The 18,535-nt window shown below is 62.2% G+C and carries 14 protein-coding genes and 1 tRNA gene; 7 read left to right on the forward strand and 8 right to left on the reverse strand.

Features of this window, described 5'->3' with window-relative positions; translation table 11 throughout:
* Positions 1-181: 181 nt before the first annotated feature.
* Positions 182-2,179 (forward strand): glycogen debranching protein GlgX, encoded by a 1,998-nt coding sequence (gene glgX / locus FJ948_RS26615; protein WP_140709739.1) that lies wholly within the window; start codon positions 182-184, stop codon positions 2,177-2,179.
* A complete protein-coding gene (locus FJ948_RS26620; RefSeq protein WP_140709741.1) occupies positions 2,179-3,810 on the forward strand; it encodes an alpha-glucosidase family protein in 1,632 nt (543 codons plus the stop codon). The genes glgX and FJ948_RS26620 overlap by 1 nt, the downstream gene beginning before the upstream one ends.
* Positions 3,811-3,825: 15 nt before the next feature.
* Here the strand turns inward: FJ948_RS26620 and FJ948_RS26625 are convergent, their stop codons facing one another.
* Positions 3,826-5,595: a pilus assembly protein TadG-related protein gene (locus FJ948_RS26625; RefSeq protein ID WP_140709743.1), complete on the reverse strand. Its 1,770-nt coding sequence runs from the start codon at positions 5,593-5,595 to the stop codon at positions 3,826-3,828.
* Positions 5,595-6,041, reverse strand: a complete 447-nt coding sequence (locus FJ948_RS26630; protein ID WP_140709745.1) for a TadE/TadG family type IV pilus assembly protein — start codon at positions 6,039-6,041, stop codon at positions 5,595-5,597. The genes FJ948_RS26625 and FJ948_RS26630 overlap by 1 nt, the downstream gene beginning before the upstream one ends.
* A 283-nt stretch (positions 6,042-6,324) precedes the next feature.
* Here FJ948_RS26630 and FJ948_RS26635 point away from each other — a divergent pair, with 283 nt between their 5' ends.
* The 4 genes from FJ948_RS26635 to FJ948_RS26650 all read left to right on the forward strand — a co-directional run bounded on the left by FJ948_RS26635 (position 6,325) and on the right by FJ948_RS26650 (position 11,756).
* A complete protein-coding gene (locus FJ948_RS26635; protein ID WP_140709747.1) occupies positions 6,325-7,917 on the forward strand; it encodes a peptide ABC transporter substrate-binding protein in 1,593 nt (530 codons plus the stop codon).
* A gap of 164 nt (positions 7,918-8,081) precedes the next feature.
* Positions 8,082-9,005 carry an ABC transporter permease subunit gene (locus FJ948_RS26640; protein WP_140709749.1) on the forward strand — a complete coding sequence of 308 codons (924 nt, stop codon included), beginning with the start codon at positions 8,082-8,084 and terminating at the stop codon, positions 9,003-9,005.
* Positions 8,998-10,119 (forward strand): ABC transporter permease subunit, encoded by a 1,122-nt coding sequence (locus tag FJ948_RS26645; protein ID WP_140709751.1) that lies wholly within the window; start codon positions 8,998-9,000, stop codon positions 10,117-10,119. The genes FJ948_RS26640 and FJ948_RS26645 overlap by 8 nt, the downstream gene beginning before the upstream one ends.
* A gap of 17 nt (positions 10,120-10,136) precedes the next feature.
* Positions 10,137-11,756 carry an ABC transporter ATP-binding protein gene (locus FJ948_RS26650; protein WP_140709753.1) on the forward strand — a complete coding sequence of 540 codons (1,620 nt, stop codon included), beginning with the start codon at positions 10,137-10,139 and terminating at the stop codon, positions 11,754-11,756.
* Between the two features lie 28 nt (positions 11,757-11,784).
* Here FJ948_RS26650 and FJ948_RS26655 read toward each other — a convergent pair whose 3' ends face one another.
* From FJ948_RS26655 to FJ948_RS26685, 6 genes are all read right to left on the reverse strand, one after another.
* Positions 11,785-12,129, reverse strand: a complete 345-nt coding sequence (locus FJ948_RS26655) for a hypothetical protein (protein ID WP_140709755.1) — start codon at positions 12,127-12,129, stop codon at positions 11,785-11,787.
* Positions 12,130-12,294: 165 nt separating this feature from the next.
* Positions 12,295-12,735 (reverse strand): hypothetical protein, encoded by a 441-nt coding sequence (locus FJ948_RS26660; RefSeq protein ID WP_140709757.1) that lies wholly within the window; start codon positions 12,733-12,735, stop codon positions 12,295-12,297.
* 1 nt (position 12,736) lies between these two features.
* Positions 12,737-12,955: a hypothetical protein gene (locus tag FJ948_RS26665; RefSeq protein ID WP_140709867.1), complete on the reverse strand. Its 219-nt coding sequence runs from the start codon at positions 12,953-12,955 to the stop codon at positions 12,737-12,739.
* Between the two features lie 576 nt (positions 12,956-13,531).
* Positions 13,532-13,837, reverse strand: coding sequence for a hypothetical protein (locus FJ948_RS26670; RefSeq protein WP_140709759.1), 306 nt, complete (start codon positions 13,835-13,837; stop codon positions 13,532-13,534).
* 1,305 nt (positions 13,838-15,142) lie between these two features.
* Positions 15,143-15,754, reverse strand: a complete 612-nt coding sequence (locus FJ948_RS26680) for a class I SAM-dependent methyltransferase (RefSeq protein WP_140709763.1) — start codon at positions 15,752-15,754, stop codon at positions 15,143-15,145.
* A 974-nt stretch (positions 15,755-16,728) separates the two neighbouring features.
* Positions 16,729-16,805, reverse strand: a tRNA-Pro gene (locus FJ948_RS26685).
* Between the two features lie 200 nt (positions 16,806-17,005).
* On the opposite strand from FJ948_RS26685, the gene FJ948_RS26690 reads away from it, so the two are divergent.
* Positions 17,006-18,526, forward strand: a complete 1,521-nt coding sequence (locus FJ948_RS26690; protein ID WP_140709765.1) for a phosphomannomutase/phosphoglucomutase — start codon at positions 17,006-17,008, stop codon at positions 18,524-18,526.
* The last annotated feature ends 9 nt before the right edge of the window (positions 18,527-18,535 follow it).

The following is an 18,535-nucleotide window of genomic DNA, read 5'->3' on the forward strand; positions in this document are numbered from 1 at the left end:
CTCGCACACCTGTTCGCGATGTCTCCGGTCCAAACACCCTTGTGGGAGAAGGTGGATCGGCGCGCAGCGCCGAGACGGTTGAGGGGTGCGCGAAGGATCGGCGTCTTTGCCAAGCTGGAACACCCCTCATCCGTCGCCTTCGGCGACACCTTCTCCCACAAGGGGAGAAGGGGGAGACTGCATGACAGCGCTCGGCGCCACCATCACTCCCGAAGGCATTCGTTTTGCCGCATGGTCTTCGTCGGCCCGCCGCCTCTGGGTCTCGATCTTCGACGAGCAGGGCAACCGCGAACGCGATCGCCTTGAGCTGAAGCCGGAAGGCGACGGCGTGCACGCGCTCTTCGTCTCCGGCCTGGTCGAGGGCACGCGCTACGGCCTGCGTGCCGACGGCGACTATGCACCCGAGCGTGGGCTGTGGTTCGACCCCGACAAGCTGCTCGTCGATCCCTATGCAGTCGAAATCGACCGGCCTTACGCCTATCACTGGCGGCTCGCCGCGCGGCGCAATGAGGGCGCCGACACCGCGTTGCTGATGCCCAAGACCGTGGCCAAGGCCTTGCCCACGGTTCCGACGACCCTGCCGCCACTGTTTCGTCCGGGCGGCCTGATCTACGAACTGAACGTGCGCGCCTTCACCAGGCTGCATCCGGATGTGCCGCAAGAAATGCGCGGTACGATCGCCGCGCTTGCCCATCCGGCCATCATCGAGCACCTGCAAAAGCTCGGTGTTTCCGCCGTCGAACTGATGCCGGTGACGGCTTCGATCGACGAGCGGCATCTGCCGCCGCTCGGCCTGAGCAACGCCTGGGGCTACAATCCCGTTACCTTTATGGCGCTCGACCCGCGCCTCGCACCCGGCGGCCTGGCTGAATTGCGCGACACCGTTGCGGCGTTACGTCAGGCTGGTATCGGCACCATTCTCGACCTCGTCTTCAACCATACGGGCGAAAGCGACCGGCTGGGACCAACGCTTTCGCTGCGTGGCCTCGACAACCAGGCCTACTATAGGCACCGGCAAGATGGCGGGCTGGTCAATGACACCGGCACCGGCAACACGATCGCCTGCGACCATCCGGTGGTGCGCGAAATGGCGCTCGACACGCTCCGCCATTTCGTGCGCCAGGCCGGCGTCGACGGTTTCCGCTTCGACCTGGCGCCGGTGCTGGGCCGCGTCGATGGCGCCTTCGATCCGCAAGCACCTCTGCTCCAGGCCATCACCCATGATCCGGTGCTTGCCGACCGCGTGCTGATCGCCGAGCCTTGGGACATCGGGGCAAACGGCTATCAACTGGGCAATTTCCGGGCGCCATACCTGGAATGGAACGACCGCTACCGCGACGATGTCAGACGTTTCTGGCGCGGCGATGCCGGCATGGTGGGTGCTCTCGCCACGCGCCTTGCCGGTTCGTCCGACGTGTTCGACAGGGCAGGGGAGCCGGCAAGCCGTAGTGTGAACTTCATCGCCGCCCATGACGGCATGACGCTGGCCGACATCGTCGCCTATGAGCGCAAGCACAACGCGGCCAATGGCGAGCAGAACCGTGACGGCCATAACGAAAACCTGTCCTGGAACAATGGCGTCGAGGGTAAGGCGGACGAGGCGGCGATCAGCAAGGCGCGCTTCGACGACCAGTGCGCGCTGCTCGCCACTCTGTTCGCCTCGCGCGGCACCATCATGCTGACGGCAGGCGACGAGTTCGGCAGAACGCAGCAAGGCAACAACAATGCCTATGCGCAGGACAACGCCATCACCTGGCTCGACTGGGCGAGGCGGAGCCTCGAACTGGAGCAATATGTGTCGGCGCTTGCCGCGCTTCGGCGCGCGGTGCCCATGCTGTCGGATACGCGTTTCCTGACCGGGCAACCGTCAAATGCGTCCGACATCCCCGATGTCTCGTGGCTGAGCGAGACGGGCGCTCCGCTCGGCGAGACCGATTGGAACGACCCTGGCCGGCATCGTCTCGTCATGCTGCTTGGCGGCGAGGATGGCAGGCTTGCCGTCATGATTAATGGTGACCGCCGCCAATGCGTCTTCACCTTGCCGGCGCGAGATGGTTTCCAGTGGCGCCCGGCAATCGAGACGCAGGCGATCGACCTTCTGCGTCCGCTGCCGGGCCGTAGCGTCAATTTCATGATCGAGGGCCGGACCGGAAACGGTGGCGCCGGGAAGGGTTCGTAATGGCTGACGACAACGCCAGGCAGGGGGCCGAGTGGTGGCGAGGCTGCGTCATCTATCAGGTCTATCCACGCTCTTTCCAGGACACGACCGGCGACGGCAGCGGCGATCTCGGCGGCATCACGTCAAGGCTCGCCCATATCGCCTCGCTCGGCGTCGACGCTGTCTGGCTGTCGCCCTTCTTCAAGTCGCCGATGGCCGACATGGGCTACGACGTGTCGAATTATCGCGACGTCGACCCGATGTTCGGCACATTGGCGGATTTCGATGTGCTGATCGCCGAGGCGCACCGGCTCGGCCTGAAAATCATCATCGACCAGGTGCTGTCGCATTCATCCGACAAGCATGAATGGTTCATCGAAAGCCGCGCCAGCCGCGACAACGCCAAGGCCGACTGGTACGTCTGGGCCGACGCCAGGCCTGACGGTGGCGCGCCCAACAATTGGCTATCGGTCTTCGGGGGGCCATCCTGGGAGTGGGACGCGACCCGCCGGCAATATTACATGCACAATTTCCTCGCCGCTCAACCGGACCTGAACTTCCACAATCTGGAGGTCCAGGACGCGTTGCTGGACACGGTGCGGTTCTGGCTCGATCGCGGTGTCGACGGTTTTCGGCTGGATACGGTCAACTACTATGTCCACGACCGCTGGCTGCGCGGCAATCCGCCCTTGGCCTCGAGCGTCGCCGGCACCAACACGGAAACCAACACCTACCTCTATCAAGAGCATCTGTTCGACAAGACGCAGCCCGAGAACCTGGCCTTCCTGCGGCGCTTTCGTGCGTTGCTCGACGAATATGACGACCGCGCCGCCGTCGGCGAGATCGGCGATGAAGGCCGCTCGCTGCAGACGCTCGCCGCCTACACCTCCGGCGGCGACAAGCTTCAGATGAGCTACACGTTCGACCTGCTCGGCTCGCAATTTTCGGCCGCGCATGTGCGCGGCTGCGTCGAGGCCTTCGAAAGCGCGGTTGTCGATGGCTGGGTCTGCTGGGCGTTTTCCAACCATGACGTGGTGCGCCATGTCAGCCGCTGGACGCGGCCGGATGGCGATCCCGACGCCGTGGCCAGATTCTCGATCCTGTTGCTGTCTTGCCTGCGGGGTTCGATCTGCCTCTACCAGGGCGAGGAGCTCGGCCTTGAGGAGGCGGAGCTTGCCTATGAGGATCTGCGCGATCCTGTCGGCATCCGTTTCTGGCCGGGCGTGAAGGGCAGGGATGGTTGCCGCACGCCGATGGTCTGGGAGGCCGGCGCCGACAATGCGGGCTTTTCCACCGCAAAACCATGGCTGCCTGTGCCGGCAAGCCATCGCGCCCGGGCAGTCGATGTGCAGAACGGCGAGGAGCAATCCGTGCTGTCCGCCTATCGCTCGGCGCTCGCCTTGCGCAGGCGGCATCCGGCGCTGATCAGCGGTTCGATCCGCTTTCTCGACGCTGAAGGCGACGTGCTCGCCTTCATCCGCGAAAATGGCGGGGAGAGGCTGCTGTGTGTCTTCAATTTCGCGGGGGAACCGGTGACTTGGCGAGTACCCGCGGATGTCGGAAGTGTCGCCGCAACCATAGCCGGCGCCGCTGTCGGGGACAGCGAGGTCTCACTGCCAACGCTGGGCTGTTTCCTCGGTCAGGTCGGCTGACCGGTCTCTCAGGTTCTACTGGACGAGCACCGCCCGCCCGCAGGTCGCCCCGGTGACGCGCACGTCGGCCTGGCCGACACCGACGCCAAGTGCCGACAACACATTGTAGAGCAAGTCGTCAACGGGCGCTGTTACAGTGTTGAGCAGAGCCACCACCGCCGGTTTGACAGCTCCGAGCAGGGCGGTCAGATCGATGCCCAAACCAAGCGCATTGACCGAAAGCGACAGGTTGTTGATCAGCGACGTGGTGAGCGACTGCGAGATGTTTCGCGTCGAAACGGTCTTGATCGTCTTGTTGGCGATGTCGGTCGCGTTGAATGTCAGGGTCTGCGGGCTGTTGTTGGTGATCGCGGTGGCGGCCGAACCCGTCACCTGGATCAGCGGGATGTTGATCAACAACAGCTTCAGGCTCACATCGGCGATGTTCGCATCAGTGAAAGTCTGGGGGTGGCTAAAATCGGCGAAGCCGGAGGGGTTGTTGCTGTTGGCCAGGTTCAACTGGGCAATGCCGGGGTGCGCGGCGATGGAGACGTTGATGCTGGATGGCCCTGTCGGGCAACTTATGTCGGTCAGCTTGGCCTCGGCATAGGCGACTTCCACATTGAGCGGCAGATTGACGGCCAGCAGACTGATGCCGCCGCCGAGGCCGGGCGTGCCGATACCGACGGAGGCCGTAAGTTTGATGCGCGTCTGGGCGGTCCGAACCACGGAGCCGATACCGTCGATCGCCAGCCAGGGCGAGGATTGCATCGGTTCGCCGATGGCGATGTCGAGTTTGGTGGAGAGCAATCCCGGGACGGTGGCGCCGAGATCGACCGCGGCCTGGTTGGTGCCGTTGGCCAGCACGGCCGCCGCGGTCAGCATTCCCATGGCGCTTGCATCGACGCCGAGGCCGGTCGGCTGTTGTCCGAGGCCCAGGCTGCCGACGGATCCGAGGTCGACAAGGCTGCTGAGCGGGATCTTGACGGTGCTGGTAGACTTGGAGGCGATCGTCTGCAGGGCGACCTTTGCCGTGTTGCCGAGGCCGGGAACATTGGCCATGGCGGTGGCGATCTGGCCGACAGTCGCCTTCGAGGCCAGAACGTCCGAATAGGTGCCGGCCGTGATGTTCAGTTGCGTGCCCAGCGCACTGATGAAGGAAAGCACGCTGACATCCGCCGAGACCAGCCCGTTGTAGTCCATGACGCTGAGCGAGATGTTGCCGCCGAGAAGTCCGCTCAAAAGTGCGTTGAGAATGCCGCCATTGACACTGAGCAGTCTCGATCCGACCGAGAATGTCGCCTGCGGCGTATTGCTGGCGATGGCTTGGGTGCCGATGACCGGCGTGGGGATCAGCGAGCTGGCGAAATAGCGGTTGGGGATCTTCGCCAAAGTAACCCGGACGGCATTGTAGGGCGTCACGCCCGCCTGGAAGCGCTGGCTGACATTGGCGGTGGATGCGGCATATCGGCCTTGCGTGACCGTCACCACGGTTTTGCCGACGGCCGGGGCGATGGTCTGACCCGAAGCTTGAACGACGACGCCCGGCATGCCGTTGTCGGTGAGGGTGGTGACTACGGCCGTGTTGACGTTGTTGATGTTCGAAGCGGCGGTGATCGCGGCCAGGTCCACCATCGCCTGGGCCTCCCGGCGCTCGGTGTAGATGGAACCTTCGTCAATGGCCACCGCGGCCAGCGCCAACGCAACCGGCGCGCTCAATGCGGTCATAACGGCGAAGTTCGCCTTCCGGTCTCCGATCATCGCCCATGCAAGCCGGCCGATGCCCTTGCCCGCGCGCTGCTGCATCAGATACCCCCGACCCTGATCGTTGACTGACGCCTGATGGTCGTCCCCGGCATGGCTACGCCCGGGAACAGATTCCAGATGGGCAGGTTGCGGGCGTCGTATGAGACCGACACCACGAACTGGCTTCCGTCGGCCACGCTGTCGTTGGCCTGATAGGTCAGTTTGCTGGCGTCCACGAAGGGATAGCCGCCAGCGTTGTTGGTGAGATAGCTGGCCACGAGCGTCTGCCGCTCGGTCTGGTTCACCCCGGCAATAGCCGTCCGGGCGGCGTCGGCTGCAATTTGCTGGATCGAGTTGGCGGCGCCAAAATAGATGCCATATGCAACCATACCGAGCAAAAGAAGCATGAAGATCGGCGATAGCAAGGCGAATTCGATCGCTGAAGTTCCCGAATTGTCTGTTCGGAACTGCCGCCTTTGAGCCTTGGAAGTGAGGTTGTGAACCATGGCCCCAACATGCCCAAGTTCGCATGCAGAAAGCGAAAACCCTAGGCACAACCAAAAGGTGTGGTCGATTGAAAATGAGTCCCTAATTTAGCGGTTGCTATCTCGGCAAGAGGGATTGACTTAGGGTCAATCAGTACTCGGTTGAAAAGAGCTTACCTCCTGTCTAGTCTCCTGCCACCAGCCGCCGGAGGGAACCGACGGCACGCCCAAAGGAGCCAGACATCGGTTCCGGGGCGTCAACACGCAAAGGCGCGCCGATGGCAGCGCCGACAGGGAGAACTTCATGCTGAAAAACATGTTGAGGGCGACGGTATTCGCCACGACCATGACCTTGGCTGCCGGCACATTCTTGACGCCGGCCTTTGCCGAGACGGTCTATAACAGGGGCACCGCCGCTGAATCGGAATCGGTCGACCCGCACAAAACCTCGACGGTCTATGAAGCCAACGTGCTGCGTGACCTGTTCCAGGGACTGGTCATGCAGGACGAGAAGGCCAACCTCATCCCGGGCGCAGCTGAAAGCTGGACGGTATCGGATGACGGTACGGTCTATACCTTCAAGCTGCGCAAGGACGGCATGTGGTCGGATGGCAGCCCGGTGACGGCGGACGACTTCGTCTACGCCTTCCACCGGCTGGAGGATCCGGCGACCGGCGCCGAATATGCCTCGATGCTGTATCCGGTGAAGGGTGCGGAGGACGTCAACACCAAGAAGGGCAAGCCCGAGGACATGGGAGTCAAGGCGATCGACGCCAACACCCTGGAAGTGACCCTGAAGGCGCCGACGCCTTACTTCCTGGAGATGCTGACCCACCAGGCGACCTATCCGGTCAGCAAAGCCTCGATCGAGAAGCTCGGCGCCGACTGGATCAAGCCCGGCAATCTTGTCTCGAACGGCGCCTATACGCTGGCCGAATGGGTTCCCAACGACCACATGAAACTGGTCAAGAATCCGAAGTTCTGGGACGCCGCGACCGTAAAGTTCGACGTCGTCAACTACATTCCGACCGAGGACCGCTCGTCGGCGATGAAGCGCTTCGAGGCCGGCGAACTCGACAGCTATGACGATCTGCCGACCGAACAGCTGGCCGACCTCAAGACCAAGTTCGGCGATCAGATCCATGTCGGTCCCTATCTCGGCACCTACTATTATGCGATCAAGACGGACAAGGCGCCGTGGAACAATCCCGAGCTGCGCAACGCCATCTCGATGGCGATCGACCGCGACTTCATCGCCGAGAAGGTCTGGCAGAATTCGATGCTGCCCGGCTATTCGATGGTGCCTCCCGGCATCGAGGGCTACACGCCCGCAATGGCCAAATACGCCGACATGCCGCAAATCGACCGTGAGGACGCGGCCAAGAAGATCCTCGAGAAGCTCGGCTACACGCCCGAGCACCCGCTGAAGATGGAAATCCGCTACAACACCTCGGAAAACCACAAGAACACCGCCGTGGCCATCCAGGAACAGTTGAAGCCGCTCGGCGTCGACGTCACGCTGCTCAACACCGACACCAAGACGCACTACTCCTTCCTCGAGCAGAAGGGCGACTATGACGTGGCGCGTGCCGCCTGGATCGCCGACTACAAGGATCCGGAAACCTTCCTCGGCATCACGCGCAAGGCCAGCGGCAACAATTATTCGAACTACAACAGCCCAGCCTACGAAGCGGCAATGGACAAGGCTGCTGCCGCCGGCGGCAAGCCTGAAGAGCGCATGAAGGACCTCTCCGAGGCCGAGCGTATCCTCATCGACGACGTCGGCCAGATTCCGCTTCTCTACTACAGCTATCACGACATCGTTTCCTCGAAGCTGCATGGCTTCGTCGACAATGTGATGGACGTGCATCCGTCGCGCTTCGTCAGCAAGGACTGATCCCGGCCAAGCCGCCGCGCCCCTCAGGGCGCGGCGGCGCTGGTTTGCCATCGCATCGGCCCGGGAAGCGGAATCGAATTTTCGGAACATCCGGTGCGAAGATTTGAAGGCTGGAGCGCAATCGTCCGACTGGACCGGCGTGCTCTGGATCAAGCGGGGCACCGATGCTGCGATATGTATTCCGGCGGCTTTTGACCGCCATCCCGACGCTGTTCGTCATCGTGACGATGGCGTTCTTCCTGATGCGCGTGGCGCCCGGCGGCCCGTTCAACCAGGAGCGGGGCCTTAGCCCCGAGATCAAGGCCAACCTCGAAGCCCAGTTCGGCCTCAACGATCCGCTCTGGCTGCAATATGTCCATTATCTCGGCAATCTGCTGCGCGGCAATTTCGGCCCCAGCTACAACATGCCGGATTTCACCGTCACCGAACTGTTTGCCAAGGGCCTGCCGATTTCCGTCCAGCTCGGTGCCTCGGCGCTGATCCTGGCCCTGCTGCTCGGCAGCGTGCTCGGCACCATCGCCGCGCTCAACCAGAACAAGCTTGGCGACTATACGGTGATTGCCCTGGCGACCGCCGGCAGCACCATCCCCACTTTCGTCATCGCGCCGGTGATCCAGCTCCTGTTCGGGCTGACCTGGAGGCTGTTGCCGATCGGCGGCTGGGGCGACGGCGCCTTTATCAACAAGGTCGGCCCGGTGCTGACGCTTGCCTTGCCGCAGATCGCCATCGTCGCCCGCCTCATGCGCGGCTCCATGATCGAATCGCTGCGGTCCCATCATATCCGCACCGCGCGCGCGCTTGGCCTCTCCGACTGGTCGGTTGTGGTCAAGCATGCGCTGCGCGGCGCCATCCTGCCCATCGTCTCCTTCACCGGTCCGGCGGCGGCGGCGCTGCTGACGGGTTCCGTCATCGTCGAGACGATTTTCTCCATTCCGGGCGTCGGCCGTTATTTCGTCGATGCCGCGCTCAACCGCGACTACACGCTGGTCATGGGAACGGTGGTGGTGATCGCCATCTTCACCATCGTCTTCAACCTGATGGTCGACGTCATGTACGCGGTCGTCGACCCGAGGGTGCGCTATGACTGACATCGCTGCCACGGCTCCCGTCGTCATCGGCCGATCGCTCTGGGGCGATGCGTGGGCGCGCCTCAAGGCCAACCGCGCCGCCATGTTCAGCCTCTACTACCTCGTTCTGATCGGTGTCGTCAGCGTCTTTGGCCCCTGGTTCGTTCCGCATCAATACACGACCATCTATGCCGACTATGTGCGCATGCCGCCAAGCCTGTCGGCCTATCCGAAGCCCGACATGATCGAGACGGCGCTCACCGAGGCGATCAAACGCATGCGGGTCGACATCAAGGAGTGGCACCAGGAGGGGAGCCAGGTGTTCGTCACGGTCAAGTCGACCAAGCCGATCGACGACCGCAACATCCGCTACCTCGACCGTTCCGATGCCTTCGACGACACCAAGATCGAGAACAAGTCGCCCGACGGCCTCGAGGTGACGATGAGCGCGTCGGTCAAACAGCAGTATTTCCTGTTCGGCACCGACAACACCGGCCGTGATCTCTTGTCGCGCACGCTGATGGCCGGGCGCATCTCGCTGGCCATCGGCTTGCTTGCCGGAGTTGTTGCGGTGGTGATTGGCGTGATCTATGGCGCCGCCGCAGGCTTTTCCGGCGGCAAGGTCGACGAGGTGATGATGCGCATCGTCGACGTACTCTATTCCTTGCCGTTCATCTTCTTCGTCATAATGCTGGTGGTGTTCTTCGGCCGTAATTTCGTGCTGATGTTCCTGGCGGTCGGCGCCGTGCTATGGCTCGACATGGCCCGCATCGTGCGCGGCCAGGCGCTGTCGATCCGCCGCCAAGAATATGTCCAGGCGGCGGAAGCCATGGGCATCGGCCAACGCGGCATCCTGATCCGCCATGTCATCCCCAACCTGCTTGGGCCGGTGGTGATCTACATGACGTTGCTGGTACCGCAGGTCATCATCCTGGAGAGCTTCCTGTCGTTCCTCGGCCTCGGCATCCAGGAGCCGATGACCAGCTGGGGCGTGCTGATCTCCGTCGGCGCCAAGAACATCGGCACCGCCAACTGGCTGCTCCTGTTCCCCGCCTTCTTCCTGGTCTCGACGCTGTTTGCCCTGAACTTCGTCGGCGACGGCCTGCGCGACGCGCTTGACCCAAGGGATCGGTGAAAATGGGGATCGCTGACATGGCCACTCCCGAAACGATCCTCAGCGTCAAGGATCTGCGCGTCCGCTTCCGCACGCTCGACGGCGCGGTCGAAGCGGTCAAGGGCATCAACATCCATGTGAACGCGGGCGAAACCGTTGCCGTGGTCGGCGAATCCGGCTCGGGCAAGAGCCAGACGATGATGGCGGCGATGAGCTTGCTGGCCTCCAACGGCGAAGCGTCGGGCCATGTCGACTATCGCGGCCGCAACCTGCTCACCTTGAGCAAATCCGAGCTGAACAAGGTCCGCGGCCGCAAGATCAGCATGATCTTCCAGGAACCGATGACCTCGCTCGATCCGCTCTATTCGATCGGCAACCAGTTGATCGAGCCGATCCGCCGGCATCGCGGCCTGAGTGCGGCCAAAGCGCATGAGGAGGCACTCAAGCTGCTGCGGCTCGTCCATATTCCCGACCCAGAACGGCGGATGAAATCCTATCCGCACGAAATGTCGGGCGGCCAGCGCCAGCGCGTGATGATCGCCATGGCGCTCGCCAACGACCCCGACATCCTGATCGCCGACGAACCGACGACGGCGCTCGACGTGACCATCCAGGCGCAGATCCTGACGCTTTTGGCCGAATTGCAGCGCAAGCTCGGCATGGCGATCGTCTTCATCACCCACGACCTCGGCATCGTCCGCCGCTTCGCCGACCGGGTTTATGTCATGCGCCAGGGCGAGGTCGTCGAGGAAGGCGAGGCGGAAGCCATTTTCGCCAATCCGCAGCATGCCTACACCAAGATGCTGCTGGCGGCCGAGCCGACCGGAACCAAGGCGCCGCCGCCGGCCAATGCGCCCGTGGTTCTCGAAGGCAGGAATGTCGAAGTCACGTTCAGGATCGGCGGCGGGTTTCTGGCCGGCGAACCGATGATGCTGCGAGCCGTCGACCACATCTCGATCCGGCTGCAGCGCAACCAGACCATCGGCATCGTCGGCGAATCCGGCTCGGGCAAATCGACGCTCGGCCGCGCCTTGCTGCGGCTATTGCCGAGCGATGGGCTCATTCGCTTCGGCGATCGCGATATCTCCACCGCCGACCGGCGGGAGATGCGGCCGCTGCGGCGCCAGATGCAGCTCGTCTTTCAGGATCCGTTCGGCTCGCTGTCACCACGCATGACGGTTGGCCAGGTCATCACCGAAGGGCTGCTGGTGCATGAGCCCAACCTTTCTGGCAAGCAGCGCGACCAGCGCGCGGTCGAAGCCTTGCGTGAAGTCGGCCTCGACCCCAACGCCCGCAACCGCTACCCGCACGAATTCTCCGGCGGACAACGGCAACGCATCGCCATTGCCCGCGCCATGATCCTGAAGCCGAAGATGGTCGTGTTGGACGAGCCGACCTCGGCGCTCGACCGGTCGGTGCAGAAACAGATCGTGGAACTGCTGCGCAAGCTCCAGGCCGATCACGAACTGTCTTACCTGTTCATCAGCCACGACCTCGCCGTGGTGCGCGCCATGGCCGACTACATCATCGTCATGAAACAAGGTAAGATCGTCGAGGAGGGGCCGACTGACGCGATCTTCAGCAACCCGCAAGCGCCTTACACCCAGACGCTGATGAATGCCGCGATCGACGTCACGCGGTTCCGGTTGAGCGCATGATAAGCCACTGCAGCTGAGGCCTGTTCGCTCAGCCCGCCGAACTCGCGCACTTGCGTGCGCGGGCCGCGAAAAGGGCATCCTGTTGTTGCTTCAACCGGTCGATCCTGGCCGTTTCGCGGTAGGCGACAGCGGCCTTGACGCGCGATCCGCCAAGCAGCCAGCGCGGCACGCTGGTGTTGGCGACCTTGCCGCGGGTGACCGCGGTTTGCGAGATGTCGCGGGCGCTGCTTCCCACGGCACTGTTGAGTTCGGTACAACTCATGCTCTGGTATTTGGCCGGATCGGCCGTTCCGCCGATCGTTGCGCATCCGCCAACCAGAAACATCACAGCCAGAAGAACCGGTGCCGAGCCTGCCGTTGAGATCAAATTCATGTCCGCGTCCGGTTCGCCGTCTTGCCGGCTCATCGATCAACCTAGCGCCGATGCCCGTTTCGTCAAAGTCTGTCCGGCCGGCCAGTGCTCGCGTGCCGCACTGGTTGTCGGCCCGGAATGTCATCGGCCCGGAGTGTAATCGGCCCGGAGTGTAATCGGAAAGTCTTACGCTGCTTCGGCGGCCAATTCGGTCATGAGGGCGCCACCGCCGAGCACCATCTGGGCAACGTCGGTCGCGTTGTCATCGACATCGGCCGTCACCAGGACAACCCCTTCGTCGAGGCTCCGGTCGTCGGGCCTTCCGGTGGTCGCGACCCAGGCTCCGAGCGACCCACCCAGCACGCAGCCGCAGAACCCCATGGCCAGGGCCATTGCCGATAGGCCGATTGGGAAAGAATGGATGTCGTAAATCGCATAAGCGCCCAGGCACGCCAACAGCCCGGCGGCGGCACCAAGGATGACACAAGGAGACTTCAGGACACCGATCTCGTCCCGGTAGGGCCCGATGACAGCGATCTGTACGCGGGGAACCCCGGCCGCGAAGAGGTCGCCGGCGACCCGCGCCGCTTCGGCATGGGATTCAAAAAGCCTGCTGATCTTCGGCATATCACTCAGGGCGTGGTTTGTCAGTCAGCGTGTCGATAACGAAGGATGCGGCGATCAGATCGTCGCCATCAATTCGGCCTTGACCGTCTTCCATGACGGCCGCGACCTTTTGGAAGATCTTGATGTCGCCCTCGGTGATCCGCGCCTCCCGCATCTTGCTCCTGAGGTCGGCCACACGCAGCCGCAAGGCATGGGAAATTGCATCGTCACGGTTGGAGATTGTGATCATCATCATCTTCGCTTTGTTCGGATATCCCACGCCAACCAGCCAAACCTGCAGCGCCGACGATCGTTCCAGGGCTGGGCTTCGGTCCGATGGGCCTAGGACCTAGGTCTGACGCTCAAACGCAATGGTCTTGCCAGGAACGGAGCCCGGAACACGTGCTGTCCGCCGTCGTTGGTCCTCTGCGATTTGTGGGAGGAAGCCGATGGAGAAGAGTGTTGGTCAGGCGCGCTGGTTGCTCGCACCGATCTTCGCGATGGCCATCACTTTCATGGTGGCCGGAATAGTCCTCGGCTGATTTCCTTGCCCATCGGCGCAGCCCAGTCCATTCCTGCGCCGATAGGGTTCGCCCGCTGCTCCAGGTGGCGGGCGAACCCTGATTTTTTGGCGCGGCCCCAGGCTAGCGTCGGTCAACACGAACGCATGACGCCGAGAAGCGCTCGCGCCGACTTTTTCCATGATGGGAGGGTGTTTTAGCTGCGGCCAATAACGCCAAAGCATTCGCGTGGAAGGTGCATGCTAGGGGAAAAGCTATCTGGTGGCCAGGCATGATGCCGGGCCACCAGATGACAATCAGTAACCGCCGTTTTCAATCACGACCGGGTGGTGGTGACGATGGGTGGAGACGGAACCAGTCACGACCACGGCATCCCGATTATGCCGATAATGATGATGCCGATAATGATGCCGGCGGCCATGGTCGTAGAACGCGACCGTCCCGTGGTGACGGTGATGCAGGCGCTGGCCTTCCTCATTGATGACCCTGACGTTGTGGTGGTGCCGATGATGGGTCCTGATGACGACGTCAGCCTCGGCTGCCGAAGCCAACGCGGGCAATCCCATCGAAAGCGCCAAAGCGCACATGACCATTGTTTTCATTGCAAGTTCTCCACATGCTTTCATTAGCCCTTCGTCGGATACAACTGCTGCTGATCTCTTTGGTTCCGGGGGCGGAGGCAGCCGGGACGCAGGCAATCGAAAGGCTGGCTGTCGTGCCGCAAGGATTGGGAAGAGGGGGTCTCCCGCCTCGCCGTCTGCATGGACGCGGAACATTAGGCCAGCCTAACAGTTCTTCCCGCGGCAGACATCACGGTTTGGTGTCCGCTGAAGATCAGCAGGCAAAGGCTGGTCGGCCCGCGTCCTCCGCCAGAGGCGCGGGCTTCACCGGGCAACAAGGAGTAAAGATTATGAACAACATCATTTGGCTCGTGGGAGCGGTGGTCGTCGTCATAGCGGTATTGAGCTTTTTCGGCTTGCGCTAGGCGCCTGCAAAGCGGCCGCGGCGAACCACCGCACTTGACCGGCACAATGTGGCTTCGCGGCGGCCTCTGCTCAAGAGCAATGCCCACACATTGTTTTTATGGTCGGAGCGGCAGGATTTGAACCCGCGACCCCCTCATCCCGAACGGATGGTGGTCCTGCTATTCTTGGCCTCCGTTTTTGGCTAGCGCCCGAACTTGTGGTCGGAGGCGGTTGACAAGCTCCGCAAGTGCAAGCAATTTTCCGCCAGGGTAAAGCGAAGAGCATACTGTGAAGAAGATCTATGAGAAGCCAGCGCTGATCAAGCGCGAACGACTTTCGTTTGTGACGGCCGGACCCGGTGCATCGCTACCGCCGCCGCCACCCCCGCCAGTTCCCTGACCGGCGAATGGTGACCGGCGAAATGGTTTAAAGCCCGCTTGGCTCATGCAGCCGGTTTTTTTGCTTCCGTCGGGAACCCATTCCATCGGCCCAAGTTCATTCTCCAGCGCCCCGGATAGAGGCGCGGGAGAGTTGTTCGAACAGCTTTCAAAGAAAGCCCGCCACCGTCCCCTCAGTGGCGGGCTTTTCGTTGGCTTGACAATGGTCGGGCCTACACGGCAGTTTCTGCCCTTGAGGGGCAACCGGGGGATTCCCATGAAGAAGACATATGTGAAGCCAGAACTGCTGAAGCGCGAATGTTTAGGCAGCATCGCAGCCCAGCTGGCCCCTATATCGAATTCAATCAAAGAGTGAGCTGAGCGATGAAGAAGATCTATCAGAAGCCGGAACTCACCAAGCGCGAGAAGCTGTCAAGCGTTGTGGCCCTAACACTTTCTCCGCCTTCAGGCCCCACCGGCTAAGGGTTCAGCATAATACCATCAAAGCCCGCTGGCGCGTGCCCGCGGGCTTTTTGTTGCCGCCACTTGTTCCGCACGCGACAGCTCAGTTTCGTATACCTGTCGCGACGGCCCATGCCGTCTCCGAGTTCGGTTTTCGAACCTCCGTCTCGCTGAACCCCACACCTTCCAGAGCAGCTATGATCTCGTCCGGTTCACGTGGGGTGAAGATATCTGCTGGCATGTTCATCCGGTCCATGTGCGCCTTGGGAAGGAAGCCCAAAACGATCCGCCCGCCAGGCCTGAGAACGCGTGCCAACTCAGCGGATCCGGCTTTCAGGCTTTGCCAGAAGTAAACTGTGTGGACGCTGAGGGCTTTGTCGAATGTCGCATCCGGCAAGGGCAGATTTTCAACCGTCCCGACGTGAAACTCGGCGCGTCGGGCGCGCACCGCAACGGCAAACCGCCGAGTGGCGGCGCTCACCACGTCGGGGGAGCGATCAACACCGCAGACGAATGCGGCGCCACCGACAAGGCGCGGCACTGCCGGACCGCCGCCGAAACCGACTTCCAGCACTCGATCCTCAGGAACCAGCTGCAATTGATCGAGAGCGTAGCTGTTCAGCCGGGCGTTGCCCCGGTTCATGCCAGCGCGGATGAGCCAGCCGGCGATACCGGCCGGCCAAGAAAGCTGTTTTGCTATGAACCTTGGCGCCATCTCATTTCCCAACCCTTGCCAATCATACGGCGGTTCGCAGGCTGTGAGCAACCGTGAGCCGCTGGCTGGCCAGCGGGCTTTTCACATCGTCCGATCCGGAACAATTGGGACTAACATTTGTTATAGGCCTATGGAAAAGGTCGCTCCTCCCGAACCGATACCGGACAGCATTCTCCTCGCCGCCGCACGATTGCAGGCGGCTCTCCAAACACGATCCGGCCACGATCAAAAGCGGAGTGAAGGAGGCCGACGCAGTGCCTGAGAGCTACCGCGCCGGCCAGGCGACCCACAGGCCCGCCACAAGGTAGATGAGGGCGGCCGTCACGCGATGGCTCGGTAGATTCGCTCTCTCGCCGCGCAGGGCGTACATTGCTTGGTCGCCCGTGAGATTTACCGGCAATCGGACGTTTGGCAAAAAGGGCGCCCGACGGAACAAGACGAGCGCGTGCTCGAGAGCTTAATCGAACATCTGAGATCCGCGCAGGCCGCCCTCCGGCGGCTGGAGAATCGATAGCCACCGCCTTGTGGCATCACTCTCGCGGCAAGACCTCAGTCCGACTCGCCTGGCCTGAATTAATCGTATTATCCTTGGCGTCGGCTTATTCGTCAGGGAGGGTTCCCATGGGCAGTATGAAGCGCGTCCTTCCGCCTGGCCTCACTACGCAAGAGCTGATTTGCGCTGTTCTTCCTGACTGGCGCGACGGCGACATTATTTCCATTGGTCAGACTATTGAGGAGCTTCGCGCACGCGCGCCCAGTTGCCCCGATACCGACGAGGCTCTTACGGCGGCTATCGTGAAATTGGCCACTGGCAGAGCTATGGCAGTCAGCTTCGATCGGCGAGAGCATCTAGCCCCGCATTACGCTGAGACAAGAAGGGATCTTGGAGACCAGGATCAAGCTCGCCTCATTAGGTACTGTGGGGAAATCCGAGGGGTATCGGGAGAAGCAAATACCTGAGTATTTGACTTGGCTGGTCGGAGTGGCAGGATTTGAACCTGCGACCCCCTCGTCCCGAACGAGGTGCGCTACCAGGCTGCGCTACACTCCGTGACCAGACGGCGGGCTTATAGCCGCCACACCTCATTCCTGCAAGCGGCAATGGCAGCACTTCTGTCGCATTTCGCCCGCTTTCGTCGGGCATTGCCGCAAAGCTTGGTTTTCCAACCTGGGATAAACGCGGCCTAAAGCCTTGTGTGCTAAGCCGCTGCCTCGATAGATCGTATTTGCGCCGCCTGGAGCTCTCAAATCTTGCCCCCAAAAATCGTTGGCGAAGCCTTGCCCAACAGCTTCGAGTTCGAAACCGCGGCGCTGATCAAGGCATCCGGTTTTCGCGAATATGATGCGCGCTGGTGGTTCGGCCATCCCGGGTCGGCGGTGCCGCCGGAACTCAACCTGATCGGCGTCCAGGCGCTTGGCATGGGCCTTGGCACGCTGATTCGGCGTCTCGGCGTCGGATCCGACATCGTTACCGGGCATGATTTCCGGTCCTATTCGCTTGCCATCAAGCTGGCGCTGGTGTCCGGACTGATGGCGGCCGGCGCACGGGTGAAGGACATCGGCCTGGCGCTGTCGCCGATGGCCTATTTCGCCCAGTTCGCGCTGGAGACGCAGTCGGTCGCCATGGTCACCGCCTCGCACAACGAGAATGGCTGGACCGGGGTCAAGATGGGCGCGGCGCGGCCGCTGACCTTCGGCCCCGAGGAGATGAGCGCGCTGAAGGCGATCGTGCTCGCCGGCGATTTCGACCTTGCTGGCGGCGGTTCCTATGAATTCGTCCGCGATTTTCGCGCCACCTATCTCGATGACCTGACCGAGGGCAAACGCGTCATGCGAAAGCTCAAAGTGGTCGTCGCCTGCGGCAATGGCACTGCTGGTGCTTTTGCCCCGGAAGCCTTGCGGCGCATCGGCTGCGACGTGGTCCCGCTCGATGTCGAACTCGACCACACCTTCCCGCGCTACAATCCCAACCCGGAAGACATGCGGATGCTGCACGCCATCAGGGACAAGGTTCTGGAGACAGGGGCCAATGTCGGCCTGGGCTTCGATGGCGACGGCGACCGCTGCGGCGTCGTCGACAATGAAGGCAACGAGATCTTTGCCGACAAGGTCGGCGTCATGCTCGCGCGGGATATTTCTCGGCTGCATCCGGGGTCGACCTTCGTCGTCGACGTCAAGTCGACTGGACTGTTCAACACCGATGCGGTGCTGCGCGCCAATGGCGCCGTTACCGACTATTGGAAAACAGGCCATTCCTACATCAAGCGCCGCGTTGCCGAACTCGGCGCGGTCGCCGGCTTCGAAAAATCCGGGCACTTCTTCTTCAATCCGCCGATCGGGCGCGGTTATGACGACGGGTTGGTCACGGCAATCGCCATCTGCCAGATGCTGGACCGCAGTCCAGGCCGTTCGATGGCCGATCTCTACCGCGCCCTGCCGCTCACCTTCGGCACTCCCACCATGTCGCCGCATTGCCCCGACGATTTGAAATACGGCGTCGTCGAAAGGGTGGTCGCCGATTTTCAGGCGATGCAGCGCGAAAGCGTGGAGTTCGCCGGCCAAAAAATCGCCGCGCTCGTCACCGTGAACGGCGTCCGCGTCGTTGCCGAGGACGGCACCTGGGGTTTGGTTCGCGCCTCGTCCAACAAGCCGGAACTTGTCGTGGTGGTGGAGAGCCCGGTATCGTCCAACCGGCGTCGGCAGATGTTCGAGGCCGTCGACGCCGTGTTGCGCCGCAGCCCGGAGGTCGGCGCCTACAACCAGACTTTTTGACGGGATATC

The organism is Mesorhizobium sp. B2-3-12 (assembly GCF_006442205.1).
Taxonomy (GTDB): Bacteria; Pseudomonadota; Alphaproteobacteria; order Rhizobiales; family Rhizobiaceae; genus Mesorhizobium.